General features: G+C 69.5%; 13 protein-coding genes. 7 read left to right on the forward strand and 6 right to left on the reverse strand.

What is annotated here, in order from left to right; all coding sequences use genetic code 11:
• Positions 1 to 248 precede the first annotated feature (248 nt).
• The 4 genes from ABZY11_RS35395 to ABZY11_RS35410 all read left to right on the forward strand — a co-directional run bounded on the left by ABZY11_RS35395 (position 249) and on the right by ABZY11_RS35410 (position 5272).
• Positions 249 to 1058 (forward strand): AAC(3) family N-acetyltransferase, encoded by an 810-nt coding sequence (locus ABZY11_RS35395; RefSeq protein WP_356483105.1) that lies wholly within the window; start codon positions 249 to 251, stop codon positions 1056 to 1058.
• Between the two features lie 593 nt (positions 1059 to 1651).
• Complete coding sequence (locus ABZY11_RS35400; protein WP_356483106.1) at positions 1652 to 2425, forward strand: VOC family protein; 774 nt, start codon at positions 1652 to 1654, stop codon at positions 2423 to 2425.
• 130 nt (positions 2426 to 2555) lie between these two features.
• Positions 2556 to 2750 (forward strand): hypothetical protein, encoded by a 195-nt coding sequence (locus ABZY11_RS35405; RefSeq protein ID WP_356483107.1) that lies wholly within the window; start codon positions 2556 to 2558, stop codon positions 2748 to 2750.
• Between the two features lie 236 nt (positions 2751 to 2986).
• A complete protein-coding gene (locus tag ABZY11_RS35410) occupies positions 2987 to 5272 on the forward strand; it encodes a LuxR C-terminal-related transcriptional regulator (RefSeq protein ID WP_356483108.1) in 2286 nt (761 codons plus the stop codon).
• Here the strand turns inward: ABZY11_RS35410 and ABZY11_RS35415 are convergent.
• The 3 genes from ABZY11_RS35415 to ABZY11_RS35425 all read right to left on the reverse strand — a co-directional run bounded on the left by ABZY11_RS35415 (position 5269) and on the right by ABZY11_RS35425 (position 7840).
• A complete protein-coding gene (locus ABZY11_RS35415; RefSeq protein WP_356483109.1) occupies positions 5269 to 6207 on the reverse strand; it encodes a hypothetical protein in 939 nt (312 codons plus the stop codon). The genes ABZY11_RS35410 and ABZY11_RS35415 overlap by 4 nt on opposite strands.
• 140 nt (positions 6208 to 6347) lie before the next feature.
• Positions 6348 to 6854, reverse strand: coding sequence for a DUF1203 domain-containing protein (locus ABZY11_RS35420; RefSeq protein ID WP_356483110.1), 507 nt, complete (start codon positions 6852 to 6854; stop codon positions 6348 to 6350).
• A gap of 398 nt (positions 6855 to 7252) precedes the next feature.
• On the reverse strand, positions 7253 to 7840 hold the full coding sequence (locus ABZY11_RS35425; RefSeq protein ID WP_356483111.1) for a TetR/AcrR family transcriptional regulator: 588 nt from the start codon (positions 7838 to 7840) through the stop codon (positions 7253 to 7255).
• Between the two features lie 57 nt (positions 7841 to 7897).
• On the opposite strand from ABZY11_RS35425, the gene ABZY11_RS35430 reads away from it, so the two are divergent.
• The gene (locus ABZY11_RS35430) at positions 7898 to 8734 is read left to right on the forward strand and encodes an alpha/beta hydrolase (protein WP_356483112.1); all 837 of its coding nucleotides are present in this window, start codon (positions 7898 to 7900) and stop codon (positions 8732 to 8734) included.
• A gap of 226 nt (positions 8735 to 8960) precedes the next feature.
• Positions 8961 to 9737 carry a hypothetical protein gene (locus ABZY11_RS35435; protein WP_356483113.1) on the forward strand — a complete coding sequence of 259 codons (777 nt, stop codon included), beginning with the start codon at positions 8961 to 8963 and terminating at the stop codon, positions 9735 to 9737.
• Between the two features lie 312 nt (positions 9738 to 10049).
• Here the strand turns inward: ABZY11_RS35435 and ABZY11_RS35440 are convergent, their stop codons facing one another.
• The 3 genes from ABZY11_RS35440 to ABZY11_RS35450 form a co-directional block, all read right to left on the reverse strand.
• On the reverse strand, positions 10050 to 11636 hold the full coding sequence (locus ABZY11_RS35440; RefSeq protein ID WP_356483114.1) for an MDR family MFS transporter: 1587 nt from the start codon (positions 11634 to 11636) through the stop codon (positions 10050 to 10052).
• 67 nt (positions 11637 to 11703) lie between these two features.
• Entirely contained in the window at positions 11704 to 12309 is a 606-nt protein-coding gene (locus ABZY11_RS35445) for a TetR family transcriptional regulator (RefSeq protein ID WP_356483115.1), read from the reverse strand.
• Positions 12310 to 12535: 226 nt separating this feature from the next.
• Positions 12536 to 12673, reverse strand: coding sequence for a hypothetical protein (locus ABZY11_RS35450; RefSeq protein WP_356483116.1), 138 nt, complete (start codon positions 12671 to 12673; stop codon positions 12536 to 12538).
• Between the two features lie 621 nt (positions 12674 to 13294).
• Here ABZY11_RS35450 and ABZY11_RS35455 point away from each other — a divergent pair.
• Entirely contained in the window at positions 13295 to 15184 is a 1890-nt protein-coding gene (locus tag ABZY11_RS35455) for an ABC transporter ATP-binding protein (protein WP_356483117.1), read from the forward strand.
• Positions 15185 to 15770 lie beyond the last annotated feature (586 nt).

Genomic DNA, 15770 nt, shown 5'->3' on the forward strand with positions numbered 1-15770 from the left:
GCGCCGAAAGCACCAGGCCACAGCCCGTCGCAGCCACTACCGACGACGATCCGCCGATGAACCCACGGGATAGATCACGAAACCGTACTGGAGTACTAGGCCACGTTGCTGTTGGCTTGCTGCCCGCGGCCCGTGGCCGAGACGACACCACCGTGCGAGCCCCGGAAATACTTGTACACAACGACGGACCTGAGCGTGAGCCGAAATTCAGTGGTCCGGGTGCCGCGGTGCCCGGACACTGACTGGTTATGTCTATCAAGCCTTTGACCGGCCCGATGTGTACCCGTGACTCGCTCGCCTCCGACTTCCGCGCAATGGGCCTGCGCCCGGGCGAGACCCTCCTTGTGCACTCCTCGCTCAGCTCGCTCGGCTGGGTCTGCGGCGGTCCCGGCGTTGTCGTCATGGCCCTGCTCGACGCACTCGGCGATGGCGGAACCCTGGTGGTGCCGGCCCACTCCGGTGACAATTCGGATCCGGCGTACTGGGGGCACCCGCCCGTGCCCGAGGCGTGGTGGGCGGACATCCGTGCCTCGATGCCGGCGTTTGACGCACGGACCACTCCCACCCTCGGTGTCGGAGTCATCCCGGAGACCGTCCGTAACTGGCCGGGCGCCGTTCGCAGTCGCCATCCGCAGACCTCCTTCGCGGCGGTGGGCCCACGCGCCGCCACGATCACGGATGGCCACGCACTCGACTGCCGGCTGGGCGAGCACAGTCCGCTCGCCCGGCTGGAAGAAGCCGGGGCGCGGGTTCTTCTCCTGGGTGCGGGCTTCGAATCCTGCACGGCGTTCCACCTGGCCGAGTACCGGGTCGCCTCGCCGCGGGCGGACAACTCCTTCGCCGTCATCACTCCACAGGGCCGTAGATGGGCAACTGTCCGCGACGTCTCGATCTCCGCGGACCGCTTCGACGACCTGGGTGCGGCCTTCGAGAAGGAACGCCCGGTGGTACGGGCCACAGTGGGCGGAGCGGAGGCCCGGCTGTTCGACCTGGCCGACGCCGTCGCGTACGCCGAGGGGTGGCTGCCCGAGCACCGGCCACGGACCGCGACGATCTGATCGCAGAGGCACCCTCGGCGGGCGCCCTCGATTCCTTCAGGTGCTGGTGACGGGTGCTTCGACCGCGCCAACCAAGGGTGCATGAGCTCGGCGGCGTCGTACCCGGTCACGTGGCTACCGCTACGTAGCCCTGTTGCCGGTACTGGACTCCCTCACCGGCCGGCGGTGTGGGAACCGGCGCGGGAGCAGGTGCGCTGAGGTGCGGTGGAGCAGCCTGAGGTACACGGTTAGATCACGAACTCGGCCCTGCCGGTCGTCACGCACGTCCGTCACCGACCGGCGGACACCGTGCGACGGTCGGTTACGGAGACAGGGGCGAGCCCAACGGTCTGGCCCGTTCCGACCTTGATGTGCTGCTCTTCACGGAGCGGGCCGGCCTCGAAGAACCGGAGGCGATTCTCGGCCTGTGGACTGGACGTAAGCACCTGTGCGCTGCGGGATACCAAGCCTGGGGAACGGGCAGCCATGGGGAACGACGGCAATGTGATCGCGGAACTCACGACGGACAGTCGTGACGTGGAGGCGTTGTTCGCGCAGATCGAGGCGCAGCCCATGGGCCATCGGCAGCGGCGAGACACCCGAAGGAGCATCGAATGCCGGCCCTCGGAAGGATCAGGCCCGTAAACGGCGCTCCCTGCTGGGTCAGCCTGATGGCACGCGATCTGCACGCGGCCCAGGCCTTCTACGCCGATGTCATGGGCTGGGATTTCGTTGCCAGCGCCCTCGGCAGCAACTTCTCCGTGGCCATGGCGCACGGTCGGCCCGTCGCCGGGATCGGATGCTGCTCTCCAGCCGCCAGCCCTCCCGCCATCTGGACCCCGTACTTCGCGGTGGACGATGCCGACGAGACCGCGGACCGGGTCAGGGAGCGCGGCGCCACGCTCGCCGTCGGGCCCGTGAAACTGGGCGAGGGCCGCGCGGCGATCGCCGCCGACCGCGACGGGGCCGTCTTCGGCTTCTGGGAAGGCACGGCCCTTGCCTGGTCGGTGGGGCACGGCAGCGCCGCACGTCTGGACCTGCAGACTCGCCACGCCTTCGAGGCGGCCATCTTCTACGCGGAGGTCTTCGGCTGGGCCGAACCGCCGGGCGGCTGTACGGTCGACTACGCGCAGGACCACGTCCGCGTCAGGCTCGACGGGCGCACGGTAGCCACCCTGCGTGGCGGAGGTATCGAAACTGCCGCGGACCCCAGAATCCGTCCCCGATGGATCGTCGACTTCCGCGTCGCAGACAGCGCACGGGCCGCGGCCGCAGCCATCGACGCCGGTGGTGAATCGTCATTGGTTCCCGCACTCGACGACCCTTCGAAGGACGCCTTCATCATCCGTGACCCCGACGGTGCACTCTTCACCGTGTCCGGCCCCTGACAGCGTCGCCGACGACTCATCCTCGACCGGCCTCCGGGGCCGAGAGGGACGGGGCTGAGGGAGACGGCGGTCACCGCCGTCTGGCAGGCCGCCGAAGTCCGACTCGGGGGACTACAAGGCCCGGCATGCGGTGGAGTGCGGGCTCGGCCCGTCCGACGCCTCGTTCAATCCGCTCGCACCGCAGACACTGCGCAGACTGGTCCCCGATCTCGCCAGGCGCGCCGTCTATCTGTGCGGGCGCGGCATGACCGTCGCGGCAGTCTCGGTACTCGTCCAGGCCGGAGTTCCGCAGAAGCGAATTCACACCGAGAGCTTCGCCCTCTGAAGCGTACGGACTGCCAGCACCACGGCGTCGGAAGTCTTTCCCTGAAACAGTTCCCCCTGACACGGGGCTGGGACGTCTCGGGTGCGTGTGCTCCGCCCGCACCCGGCACTCCTTCACCCCCCAACCCTCACAATATCTACGCATACATTCAAACGTTGACAACACTCCGAAGTTGCACATCTACACTGTGCTGACATCTCGCGAAGGTGCGGGTACTTGATCACCACGGGGGCCCCATGGGATTCGGCTTCGGGCAGCGGCGCAGCGGGCAACCCCCTGCAGAGCGGACCAGTTTCGTAGGACGTGCCGAGGAGATCTCGCTCATTCAGGAAGCCTTCTGCGAGGTGCGGCTCGTCACGCTGGTGGGGCCCGGAGGTGTCGGCAAGAGCCGCACCGCTCTGCGCGCGGCTGAGGGCCTGCGGGAGCGGTTTCCGGACGGGGTGTGGCTGGCCGAGCTGTCGGCCTTGTCCGACCCCGAACTGGTACCCGAGACGCTGGCCACCGTGCTGGGGGTCCCGGAACACGCCGGGATGGAACCGCTGGACGCGGTCGTCGCCCACCTCAAGGGACTGCAGTTGCTCATCGTGCTCGACACCTGCGAGCACATGGTCGACGCATGCGCCGTACTCTGCGACGTCCTCCTGCGCGAGGCCGCCGAGGTGTGCATCCTGGCCACCAGTCGGCAGCCCCTCGATGTGGCCGACGAGCAGACGATGCCGATAGCCCCGCTCGAAGTGGACGATGCCCTGGAGCTGTTCACGCAGCGAGCCGCCCGTGTCCTGCCGGGCTGGACCGTCACCGAATCCAACCGGACCCAGACGCTGGCGCTCGTCGAACGGCTCGACAGAATCCCGCTCGCCCTCGAACTGGCCGCTGTGCGTCTGCGGGTCGCACCGCTCGCCGAGTTGGTGGCCCGGCTGGATCGCCGGTTCGAGGTGTTCACCGGTGGGCAACGTGCCGCCTGCGCCCGGCATCAGACGCTGCGTACGACCATCGGCTGGTCCCACGAGCTCTGCACCCCGGCGGAGCGCCTGCTGTGGGCGCGCCTGTCCGTCTTCGCCGGGCCCTTCGAACTGTCGGCTGCGGAACGGGTGGGCGGGGGCGAGGGACTCCCGTCCGACGCCGTCCTGGAAGCGCTGTTCGGCCTGGTGGACAAGTCGGTCGTACAACGCGTCGGCGAGGACGGGGCGCGCTACCGGCTCCTGGACACGATCCGTGAATACGGTGCCGAGCGCCTCGACGAGGAGAGCGACGCGGCCGCCGTGCGCGGGCGGCACTTCGAGCACCATCGCGACACGGCCCGGCGTTTCTGGGACGAACTGATCACTCCGGCCCAGGCCGAGCTTCACCAAGCGGTGCGCAGCCAGATCGCGGACATCCGGGCCGCGATGAAGTACGCCTTCACGGCCACGGGCCGCGCAGCGGAAGGGCTGAGCCTTGCCGTGCAGCTTGCCCCGCACTGGAGGGCGACCGGCACCCTGTCGGAGGGGCGGTACTGGATCGACAAGGGGCTCCGCCTGGTGCCCGAGGGCTGCGCCGAGCAGGCCTGGGGCCTGTTCATGACCGGAGTGTTCGCCACCTGGACCGCTGATCTCGCAGCGGCGCCGACCTTCTTCCAGCAGGCACGGGAGGCGGCACTGAACTGCGATGAACAGCGCGTGGCGCTGTTCGCGGAACCGTACATCGGAGCGATGAGGGCCCTGTGCGGTGAAATCGACGAGGGACTGGCCGAGCTGGAACAAGGGCGTCGGCGCATCGTCGCCGTGGGCGACTCACTGGGCATCAGCATGGTGCACTACGAAGGCGCCCTGCTGCGGGCGGTGCTCGGAGACACCGACGGGGCCCTGGAGCTGTGCGAGGTGGGGCTTGCCCATCTGCACGACACGGGTGACCGTCAGTTCTACGGTTCCACACTCGCGGCACGGGGCCTCATTCTCTGGCTTGCCGGACGCCACGAGGAAGGTGCCGACGCGCTGCGGCAGGCCCTGGACGCCATGAGCGAGATCGGGGACGTGCTGGTCGCGGCGCTCTGCTGTCTGGGCCTGTCCTGGCACGCCGCACAGCAGGAACGGTTCGCCAGGGCAGCATGGTTGCTGGGGTACGCGGAAGGCGCGCGGCGGCTGAGCGGCGACCCCGTGGCCATGCTGACGGCCGTGCTGGAACAGCAGGAGGCAACCCGGAACGCCGTGCGGGAAGCGCTGGGCGAAGCGGAGTACGAACGCTGGCACGGCGTGGGGGCACGGTTGTCGGGGACCGAGATCCTGGAGGCGGTGCGGGCGGACACCGACAGGCCGCCGGCGGCGCGGCGTCTGCCCCGCAGTCGGCGGGAGCCCACGGCAACCGACGTACTCACCCCGCGGGAACGGGAAGTCGCCACGCTGGTCGCACGAGGACTGTCCAACCGGGAGGTTGCCGAGCATCTTGTGATCTCCAAGCGGACTGCGGACACACACGTCGAGCGCATTCTCACCAAGCTCGACGTCGATTCGCGTACGGAGATCGCTTCGGTGCTGAAAGCCTAGTCCGCGGCCTGGTCCACGCCTTGGTCCACGGCCTGGTCCACGGTCGCGCCGCAGCGGGTGCCCTGTCGTCTCGGCGCCGCTCGGAGCGGAAGGGGCGTCGACACGGCCGTACGTATGCCCACCCCGCCACCGGTACGTATGCCGACGCCGAGAGGGTGAGCGGGGCCGAGTGCACAGATACGTGTACCGACCTGCGATTCAACGCCCGCCGGGGGAACGACTCGTGGGGCAGGCTGGGCGTGCCGCTGGGGACGTGAGTATCTGCGCAGCACGGGTGTATGCGGCTGTCGCAGGCCCGAGTGCTCCCACCCCCAGCGGCGCCGGAAACATGTGCCCGCACCATCGGCGGTGCAGGCACATGAATCCGGCTGATCGCACCACTGGGCGGCATCTGGCAGCCCGGGGCCAGGCGGCGGGGCAGTGGTGGATGAGGATGGTGCTGTCGTCGCCGGCGGTGAGGGCGATGGGCCGGTCGTGGAGGTCGGCCGACGTGAGGGCACGGATCTTGTCGTGGCCCAGATACGAAGGCTGCCGTCGACGCAGCCCGTGACGGCGGTGGGGCGGCCGTCGACGACGGACGTCGCCACCGCCCACACCGGGTACGCGTGCCCGGTCGGCAACCTGCCGACCTGTCGGACGGTGACCAGATCCCAGACGCGCACGGTGGTGTCGTGGCTCGAACTGACCGCCACGGGACGGCCCGCGACCATTGCCGTCGCCATGGCGTACACCCCCTGGGTGTGACCGGTGAGGGGCACACCCACAGGGCGGGCGGTGGCGACGTCCCAGAGTCGAATGGTCGTGTCCAGGCTTCCGGAGACCGCGACACGACGACCCGAGACCGATGCGGTTGCCACGGTCGTCACCGGCTCCGTATGCCCGGTCAGACACCCACCCACCAGAGTTGTGGCTTCGTCGGCCGAGGAGACCCCCACACGTCGATCTGCTCACGCCCGCCACCCGCTCGTCGGCAGGTCTGCGTGGCGGGATGGCATGCGGAACGGTCCCAGCATTCACCCTGTTCGGGTGGCGCCCAGAGGAAGACGCCAATTCTTCCGGGCGCGCTCCGCCTCCTCTACCGGCGGCGGATCTCGACCATGAAACAGCCGAACTCCACTGCGCGTACGTGTACCAGTGCTACTTCCGGATCGGCGAAGACCTCGCGCAGCGCCTGGTCCACCTCGGTGGCCCGCTCCTTGGGGATCTCGATCAGTCGACCGCCGAGGATGTGCCCCTGGACGTCGTAGGCACGCAACACCCGGCGAGCACCGTGCAGTTCGACCGGATAGCCAGGGTCGGACGTCGGGCCACCGCACTCCTCGGCGTGAACGAATACCGGGCCGCACTCGTCGTACGGGCCCGGTTCGGCGCCCGTCTCCATCGCCCAGCGACGCAACGGCGCGTACGAGACGAGGACGATCCGCTCGCCAGCCTCGCTGTGCCGCAGACAGCAGCGCAGCGGGGCACCGCCCTCCGGATCGGTGACGGGTTCCCGGGTGCGATCGGCGTCGTCCCGTTCCCGCAGTTGTTTCAGTACGGCGGGATCGATGGCCCGCACCTCGTAGGTCGTGGTTGTGGTCATGGCTCCAGCATCCGCAGGTGCACCTCCCGGCGCTGGCGGAAAACAGACATCGCCCTGGAGACGCCGGACCCCGTGAACGATGAGGGCCGCACGGGTGCGGCGCCGCCTCTCGTGGCGAAGCGGTTTTTCGGCGATGGAAGTGGAAGAGTCGCAACGAGACCCGGAGGACGGGACGGCACGGCGGGCGTTTCCGGAGTCTCCGGGCTCCGGCCGAGAACCCGGTTGCCGATGCGTCGTATTCGATCCGCATGTGCCGTCTCTTCGTTTCGTTGCCCGGTCCGAGGTGAGTGCAGAGCACCCGTCGGCGCGGCGGGGGATGACCAGTCGTCGAGCGCCGCTCGGGGTGTGTTGGTTCCTGGGGCTGCGCAGATGGGTGCGCGCGACCGGGCCGGCATTACTCAGCCGGACCCCAGGGCGTCACGGACGATCGCGGCGGACGCCCGGGCGGCAGCGAAGACCGGGGCAGTGTCGTGGGCCGCGCGGGCGAGCATGAAGGCCCCTTCCAGCAGGGCGATCACCGACCCCGCGGTGTCCCGGGCGGTGTCCGCCTCGATGCCCGCCCCGGCGTAGAAGCCGGCGAGGGCCTCGACCCACGAGGCGAAGACATCCGCCGTTGCGCGACGCAACCCCTCGTGTGTACTGGCGACCTCCAGTGCCACGGTGGCGATCGGGCACGGATCGGCGAAATCCAGCTCCCGGAGGGTCTCGGCCGCGCCTGTGAAGGCGGCAGCCGTGGCGGCCGCCGGATCCGCCCCGGGGTCGGCGAAAAGACCGCCGATCAGCTCCAGGTAGGCAGCTCCGGAGGTGCGGATCACCTCCTCGCCGAGCTGGCCCTTGCCGCCGGGGAAGAAGTGGTACGCCGAGCCGTACGGGGCCCCGGCCTCCGCGACGATCTGCTTCATGCCGGTCGCCGAGTAGCCCTGCCGCCGGAAGAGTTCGGTGGCGGCAGTGACAATCCGCTGCCTGGTGTCGCCGGTGGTCCTCATGCCGGATAGTCTCTCACTAGATCGGTCTATCTAGTGACGGTCAGGGGAGGCCATACGATGCCGGAGATCGAGCTGAGCGCCGGAACCATCGAGTACACCGACACCGGGGATGGTGCGGGCGAGACCGTGGTGCTCGTCCATGGGCTCGCTTTCGACGGATCGGTCTGGGACGCCCTCGTGGCGGATCTGCGCGAGGACTTCCGCGTGGTGGTCCCCGTACTGCCGCTCGGCAGCCACCGCCGGCCGATGCGGCCGTCCGCGGACCTGTCGGCCCAGGGCGTGGCGGACCTGCTCGCCGAATTCCTGGAACGGCTGGACCTGCGCGAGGTCACGCTGGTGCAGAACGACGCGGGCACGGCCCAGCTCCTGCCCGGCGTACGCGACGAACGCATCGCCCGACTGGTGCTCACCTCCTGCGAGGCGCTCGACAACTATCCGCCGGGCGTCCAGGGCCGCACCTTGTTGGCCGCGAGTCGCGTGCCGGGCGGACTGTTCCTGCTTCTCCAGTCCTTCCGGGTGCCCTTCCTGGCGGCGATGCGCAGCTCACTGGGCGGCATGACGGTGCGCGGGATCCCGTACGAGCGGGTGCGCCGCTGGTACCGGCCGCTGCTGACCGACCGGGCGATCCGCCGGGACCTCGCCCGCTTTCTGCGCTCCACACAGAAGGACACCTATCTGCGGGCCGCCGAACGACTGCGGCACTTCGACCGGCCGGCGCTGGTGGCCTGGGGTGCGGAGGACCGGATGATGCCGCCCCGGACCGGCCGGCGCCTCGCCGAACTGCTGCCGCAAGGGCATTACGTCGAGATCCCCGAGGCCGGAACGCTGGTCCCCATGGACAATCCGGCGGCACTCGCCCATGAACTGCGCCGGTTCATCGGGGAGACGTCCTGAGAGCGGGAGGCCGAGGCGTTGCTGCCCGGTGCGGCCGCGGACGATTCGTCGCGCCCGAGAGCGAGGTCTTACCGAGGGCGAGGTCTTACCGAGGGCGATTGTCGGCATTGGGCCGTGCCGTCCGGAACGGTGCTGATTCACTAGGCTGTACGGAGCCGCATCGCCTGCCGAAGCAGCGCCCGTCGCATCCACCTGGCTCCGCCTGGCTCCGAAAAGAGGAAGCACCGTGTCCTTCGCTCCCCTCGGCCGGCACAACGGCGAGCACAGCGACTACTGCAACACCACTCTGTGCTGCCGCTGCCAACAGCGGAACTGGACGACCCAGCAGGGCACCGAGCGGCTGTGCGGCCTGTGCGCGGCCTGCTGCCGCGAGTGCGGCAGGGCGCCGGCCCCGCACCTGGACGGGCTCAACGACGGGATCTGCGTGGACTGCCGCGGGCTGTGCACCCGCTGCCACAACCCGCTGCCCGACGGAGGAGCCTGCCACTGCCAGCAGTGGAAGCAGAGTCCGGGCAACGACCCGATCCGCTTCATCATGCAGGGCTTTCCCCAACCACTGCTCCAGGCCCTCGGACACCGGGTCCCGCGCACCCTGCCCGACATTCTGTTCGAGGAACTCGAGCAGCGGTCGGCTGCCCAGCTCCTCGACCGTATCGAAAGGCGCTGGAGCAACCGCTGGTCCCACGCGATCCACGAACGCGACGAGGAGAACCGTCGCCGCTGGGCACCCCAGGAGATCGCCGAGTGCCTCGTGCGACCCGGCCCCTGCTCGAACCGGGCCTGCGAGGACGGCTACCTCCTCGCCGACGGAGCGCCCTGCCCGTACTGTCAGCGGCCCGCCCACCGCTTCGTCCCCGCCACTGCCGACGCGATTTCCACCTCGGAACACGCACGGGCGACTGCAGCACAGATCCGGCAGGCGCTCATCAGCAACCGCTCCGCCGGGAAGAAACCCAACCGCGTAGCACAGTCGGGCGCGTGGCTGCCGCCTCCCACCGGCTGACACCAGGGACACCGGCCCCGGCTGACACCGGCCCCCGGCCGACAACCGGGGACGACCGCTCCACGCCGATCGGCGGCCGGTGCTGCCGTGCCCCACTACGAATGACCGGCGCTCCGGCCGACGGCGGTCTGTTCGTACCCCTGGACGAGGCGGAGGCAGGCCGCCGTGCCCGTCACGTCCTCCGCGCGTACCCCGCATCTCACGGGCCCGCGGATTTCGTCCGGCCACAGCGGCCTGCCTCCGCCTACTACTACGACTACTTCTTCGTCGTCTTCTTCGAACTCGGCGGAATCAGTGCGCCGGTGCAGTCGGCTACTTTGCCGCTGCGGCGTTCTCCTGCGCGAGCCGTTCCATGCCGCTCTGCGTCTTGAGCGGCTTCTCCTTGATGAACAGCACCGCGATCAGGGCGAGGAACGCGAAGGGGGCCCCGATCAGGAAGACATCCGCGGTCGCGACCCCGTACGCGTGCTCGACCACCTGCCGGGCCGGTTCGGGAAGGGTGGACAGGTCGGGAACGCCATGGCCGACGCCCCCGTTGTCCGCCGCCCCGCCGAAGCCCTTCGCCATCTCGCTCGCCACCCGGTGGCTGAGCACGGCGCCCAGCGCGCTCGTGCCGATCGCCCCACCGAGGCTGCGGAAGAACGACAGCACCGAGGTCGCCGCGCCGAGCTCCGACGCGGGTACGTCGTTCTGGGCCGCGAGCACCAGGTTCTGCATCAACATGCCGACGCCCACGCCGAGTACCACCATGTAGACGCTGAGCAGCCCGAACGAGGAATCCGCGCTGATCGTGGACAGCAGGCCCATGCCTGCGGTCATGATGATGCCGCCCGCGATCAGGAAGCCCTTCCACTTGCCCCGGGCGGAGATGATCTGCCCGGCGACGGTCGTGGAGACCATCAGACCGAGGATCATCGGCAGGCTCATCAGGCCCGCGATGGTCGGCGTCTTGCCGAGCGAGATCTGGAAGTACTGGGAGAGGAACACCGTGCCACCGAACATGGCCACGCCGACCAGCAGGCTTGCCACGGTCGTCAGCGTCACGGTGCGGTTGCGGAAGATGTCCAGCGGGATGATCGGTTCCTGGACCTTGGACTCGACCAGCACCGCGACGGCCAGCAGGACCACACCGGCGGTGACCAGGGCAGCGGTCTGCCACGACGCCCAGTCGAACCGGTTGCCCGCGAGGGTCACCCACAGCAGCAGTGCGCTGACCCCGCTCATGATGAGCACGGCACCGAGATAGTCGATCTTCACCTCTCGGCGGACCGTGGGCAGCTTCAGGGTGAGCTGGAGCAGCACGATCGCGAGCAGCGCGAACGGCACACCGATGAAGAAGCACCAGCGCCACCCCAGCCAGGAGGTGTCCACGAGGACACCGCCGATGAGCGGTCCTGCGACGGTGCCGACGGTGAACACGGCGCCGAAGATGCCGGAGTAGCGGCCGAGTTCACGCGGCGGAATGATCGCTGCCATCACGACCTGTGCGAGCGCCGTGAGACCGCCCGCGCCGATGCCCTGCACCACACGGCTCACGATGAGCAGGCCGACGCTGTGCGAGAAGCCTGCGACGAGCGAGCCGACGATGAACATCGAAAGAGAAAGCTGGATGAGCAGCTTCTTGTCGTAGAGGTCGGACAGCTTGCCCCAGATCGGGACGGTCGCCGTCATCGCCAGAAGCTCGGCGGTGACCACCCAGGTGTACGAGGACTGGCTGCCGTGCAGATCGGCGATGATCCTGGGAAGTGCGTTGGAGACCACGGTGGAGGCCAGGATGGCCACGAACATGCCGGCCATCAGGCCCGACATGGCCTGGAGTATGTGACGACGCGTCATGGCCGGCGCGGCCTGCTCGGACGCACCGGCAGTACCGGTTTCAGGTGTGACGGCAGCGCTCATCGGCTGGCGTTCCTCATTCTCTGGTTTCTCGGGTGACAGGCCCCGGGTGGGGGTCTTCGGATGTGCTTCAGTCGTTCAGGCCGGCGGCCAGTGAGGCGAACGCCTCGTGATAGATGCTCTGGAAGGTGCGAGTACGGCCGGAGGCCACCCAGAGCTCGACGGCGGCGCGCACGGCGGCGATCGTCACGTGCGCGAGGAGCCGGGGATAGAGATCGGACTCGGGATCCTGGCCGAGGCGCTCGGCCACGGCAGCGACCAGCGCGCGTTCGTCCGCGCCTTGGGCGGCCAGGAATCCGGACAGCAGCGCAGGGCTCTTCCTGAGCACGGCCATCTGGAGCTCCCAGCGTTCGTGGTCCTCCTCGATATGGGCGAGTTTCTGGCCGATCGCCTCGCGCAGGGCGCTGAGTGCCGTGAGATCCTTCGGCGCGTCGAGCACCGCCCGACGGGCCCGCTCGGCGTTGTCCTGGTTTGGACGGGTGATCGCGTCCTCAAGGCACGGGAAGTAGTTGAAGAAGGTGCGTACGGAGACGCCGACCGCATCGGTGACCGCTTCCACGGTCACGTTCTCGATCCCGCGGTCCGCGGCCATGCGCAGCGCCACGTCCGCGAGGGCGTCGCGCGTCGCGCGCTTCTTGCGCTCGCGCAGCCCGAGAGGCATGTCGTCGGCACTCATGAAGTGCATGCTATGCAAGTTTGCGCACTGTGCAAAATTCTGTCGCGCGACCGGCCGCTCGCGCAGCCCGCTCCCGTCGGACGTCGCGAGCGCAGGCGTCCCCGGCGGATGCCGCGCGGAACGCCGCCGACCCGGCCCGACGGCTGACGGACGAAGAGGGCCCGAAGCGGACAGGGGTGGCTGGCGGGGGACCGCCACCCACCCCTGTCCGGAACGGGAAAGCCGCTCAGGGCCTCTCGTGCGCCGAGGCCGGGTTCACCACCCCGTCCACGGAGAGGAGTTCGCCCATCCGCGTGGTGAGGTCCTGCGCGAGCAGCGGCCCGCCGTCCACCGAGCGGATGCCCAGGGTCTCACCCGTCAGCACCCGTCAGCACCCGTCCCACGCGGTCCCGCAGGTGCCCACCCCGATCTCCCCATCGCAGAGTGCTGTGATCTTGCGACGAGTGTCGTCCACCGCGGCGGGCTGGGGAAGAGGTGCGGCCGGCCGGCGGGGGAGGGTCACGAGGGCCCGGCGGGGTCCATCAGCTCCCGTGTGGGGGCGGCCAGGGGCAGGAACCCGGGGGCGGTTCGGCCGGCACCGGTTGGACCCGGTGCGTTCGCCGGCTGCTCGCCCGTGAGGGCTGAGCGGTGGGTCCTGGAACTGCCCGTCCTTGGTGCCGTTGAATCCCACCACGGCGGTCCGCCCGGCCGCCCGTGCTCCCGCAGGGCCTTCAGGGCACCGATGGCCGGCGGATCGCTCAGGCAGAGAACCGCCTCCGGAACAGCACGGCCTGCGAAGGACCTGGCTGAGCTTCTGAGTGGCGTTGGCGTTTCGGCCAACATCACTCCGAGCCGCGCCCGTACACAGCAACGGTCGGTGCATCCCGCACGCTCCGATTTTCGCTCTGCCATGCGGAATACACCTCGGCTCAAACACATGTGTTCGAAAAGACCGCCCGGTCGTTGAGCCGTACGACATGCCCAAGCGACCCTCCAGGGGGCTCAGTTGACCTCGACCGACACAGGAAAGCAGCAGCTCACAGCACCACCGCCGCCACCTCCGGCGGAGATCAGCTACAGCGGGCAGTACGCGGTCAATCCGCTCGCAGAGGTCTCCTTCCGCAAGATGTGCGGGCAGATTCCGAAGGTCCTGCACCGGATCGCCCGGCTGTCCTGGCGGACCGACCGCCGGGCGGTGCAGCTGCTGCTCTGGTGCCAACTGGTGACGGGCCTGTCCACAGCCGCCCTCCTGTCGGCGACGGCGCGCGCGATGAAGCCCGTTCTCGGTACCGGCACAGTGGCCGAACGGCTGAGTGACGCCATGCCGTCACTCCTCCTCGTGGCCGTCGCGGCCGCCCTCGCACGGACAGCGGGAGCGGTGGGCACGTACGCCGAGCGGCGTATCACCCCGCGGCTGGCCACCGAGACGGACACCGCCCTGGTCGAGGCGGTCTGCCGGGTCGAGGCCGCGGCCTACTCGGAGCACGGGTTCGCGGACCGGCAGGAGGCCGCGGAGATGGGCGTGCTGCGCACCCATGTGATGGTCACCGACGCCCAGAGGTTCATGTCCGCACTGATCCGCATGATCACCGCCGGCGGCGTCCTGTCGGTACTGAACCCGACAATGCTGCCGCTGCTCTTCCTCGCCGTCCTGCCCGCCGGGATCGGAGCCGTCCTGACCGCACGCGTGGACTACGAGATCCACTACGCCAACGTCTCCGACCGCAACGTGCGGGGGATGATGCGCTGGTGGTCCACCACGCCCAAGTACGGTGACGAGGTCCGCGCCAACGGAATGACCGACTACCTGCTGTTCTGGTTCCGGTCACTGTCCGAACGGTGCGACCGGCGGACCCTGGCCGCCGCCCCGCGCACCCTGCGCATCGCGCTGCTCTCCTCACTGGCCGGCGGTGTGTTCCTGGTCCTCACCTGGGCCGCACTGGCCTGGCTCGCCGTGACCGGCCGGATCGGGCTCGCGATCGCAGCGACCGCGGTGCTTGCCGTGCAGACCACACTGGCCTCCCTTTCGCAGGTCGTCAGCAACGGAGCCGCGGTCTTCCACACCAGCCTCTACCTCGGCGACATGCAGGCGTTCCTCGACGCTGCTGCCGCGCGGGCGCCCCGGCGCGGAAAACTCGCCGTCACCGGCCCGGTCGACGAGATCCGGCTCGACGAAGTCGTCTATCAGTACCCGGGCAAGGAGACACCGGCCGTCGCGGGCGTCTCCCTGACGCTTCGGCGCGGCCAGATCCTCGCGATCGTCGGAACGAACGGCTCCGGCAAGTCGACCCTGACCCGGCTGCTCACCGGCATCAACCTGCCCGACAAAGGCAACGTGACCTGGAACGGAGCGGATCTCGCCGATCTCGACCCCGCCACCGTCTGGAGCCGCACGGGCCTGGTCCCGCAGATCTTCGCCCAGTGGCCGCTGCGGGTGCGGGAGAACGTCACCCTGGGCCAGCCCCGCACCATCGACGACGGGCCCGTGTGGGAGGCCGTCGACGCGGTCGGGATGCGCGAGGCGGTCGAGGAGCTGCCGGACCGCCTGGACACCCTCCTCGCCCGCGAGATCTTCGGTGGCGCGGAGCTGTCCGGCGGACAGTGGCAGCGGCTGGCCTGTTCGCGTGCGCTGTACCGTCGGCCGTCGCTGCTGATCCTGGACGAGCCCACCTCGCAGATGGACCCGCGCGGCGAGCACCGCATCTTCGAGCGGATCAAGGCCATCGCCGGCGACCGCATCACGGTCGTGGTCACCCATCGGCTGGAGAACACCAGGATCGCCGATCACATCGTGGTGATGGAGCACGGCCGCATCACAGAACAGGGCAGGTACGAGGACCTGGTCCATGCCCACGGCACCTTCGCCGAACTCCTGGCACTGTCGCAGGACCGCTGACCGACGTCAGGTTCCGGTGACGGGTGGTTGCCGGTTGTGAAGCGGAGCGCCGCCCGGTGCGGGCAGCGCGGTCGCTCTGAACGCTTCAGGACCTGGGCAGGTGCTCCAGTGGCTCCTGGAGAACACCCTCGGAATCGAACCGGCTGGGGCTGCCAGGCCGGGTAGGGCAGCCCGGGCCGCCCGTTGTGGTCACCACCGACGGGCGACCCGGGCTGATGGTGCCCGGCCTGCGATGGCCAGGCCGAGGCCCGGGACATCCCTGGCAGCCGGTGCGGCGCGGGCACGACCGCCGACCTGGTCCACATCCGCCCCGACGGGCCTGGCGTCCCGTAGGAGCCTCAGTCGGGCAGGCGGTCCAGGACCCACTCACCGAGCTCCTGCGTCATGCCGACGTGCGGATCGTGCGCGGCAGATGGGCCCGCCGTACGCGGTACGGGAAGCGAAGACCGGTGAACTCGTCCGGCGGACCTGCAGCCGGGTCACACCGCCCGGCGGGTCTCCGCGCGGACCTCGGCCCAGTGCAGAGGGGCCCGGTACGACCTGATGACGCGGTTGCGCCGGAGCACCTCGAAGATTGCGTGGTCGA

The organism is Streptomyces sp. NPDC006510, assembly GCF_040611955.1.
In the GTDB taxonomy this organism is placed as follows: Bacteria; Actinomycetota; Actinomycetes; order Streptomycetales; family Streptomycetaceae; genus Streptomyces.

Excerpts from the sequence above, each read along its gene's own strand:
- ABZY11_RS35395 (WP_356483105.1), top strand. The coding sequence starts at position 249 with ATGTCTATCAAGCCTTTGACCGGCCCGATGTGTACCCGTGACTCGCTC.
- ABZY11_RS35400 (WP_356483106.1), top strand. The coding sequence starts at position 1,652 with ATGCCGGCCCTCGGAAGGATCAGGCCCGTAAACGGCGCTCCCTGCTGG.
- ABZY11_RS35410 (WP_356483108.1), top strand. The coding sequence starts at position 2,987 with ATGGGATTCGGCTTCGGGCAGCGGCGCAGCGGGCAACCCCCTGCAGAG.
- ABZY11_RS35420 (WP_356483110.1), bottom strand. The coding sequence starts at position 6,854 with ATGACCACAACCACGACCTACGAGGTGCGGGCCATCGATCCCGCCGTA.
- ABZY11_RS35425 (WP_356483111.1), bottom strand. The coding sequence starts at position 7,840 with ATGAGGACCACCGGCGACACCAGGCAGCGGATTGTCACTGCCGCCACC.
- ABZY11_RS35430 (WP_356483112.1), top strand. The coding sequence starts at position 7,898 with ATGCCGGAGATCGAGCTGAGCGCCGGAACCATCGAGTACACCGACACC.
- ABZY11_RS35440 (WP_356483114.1), bottom strand. The coding sequence starts at position 11,636 with ATGAGCGCTGCCGTCACACCTGAAACCGGTACTGCCGGTGCGTCCGAG.
- ABZY11_RS35445 (WP_356483115.1), bottom strand. The coding sequence starts at position 12,309 with ATGAGTGCCGACGACATGCCTCTCGGGCTGCGCGAGCGCAAGAAGCGC.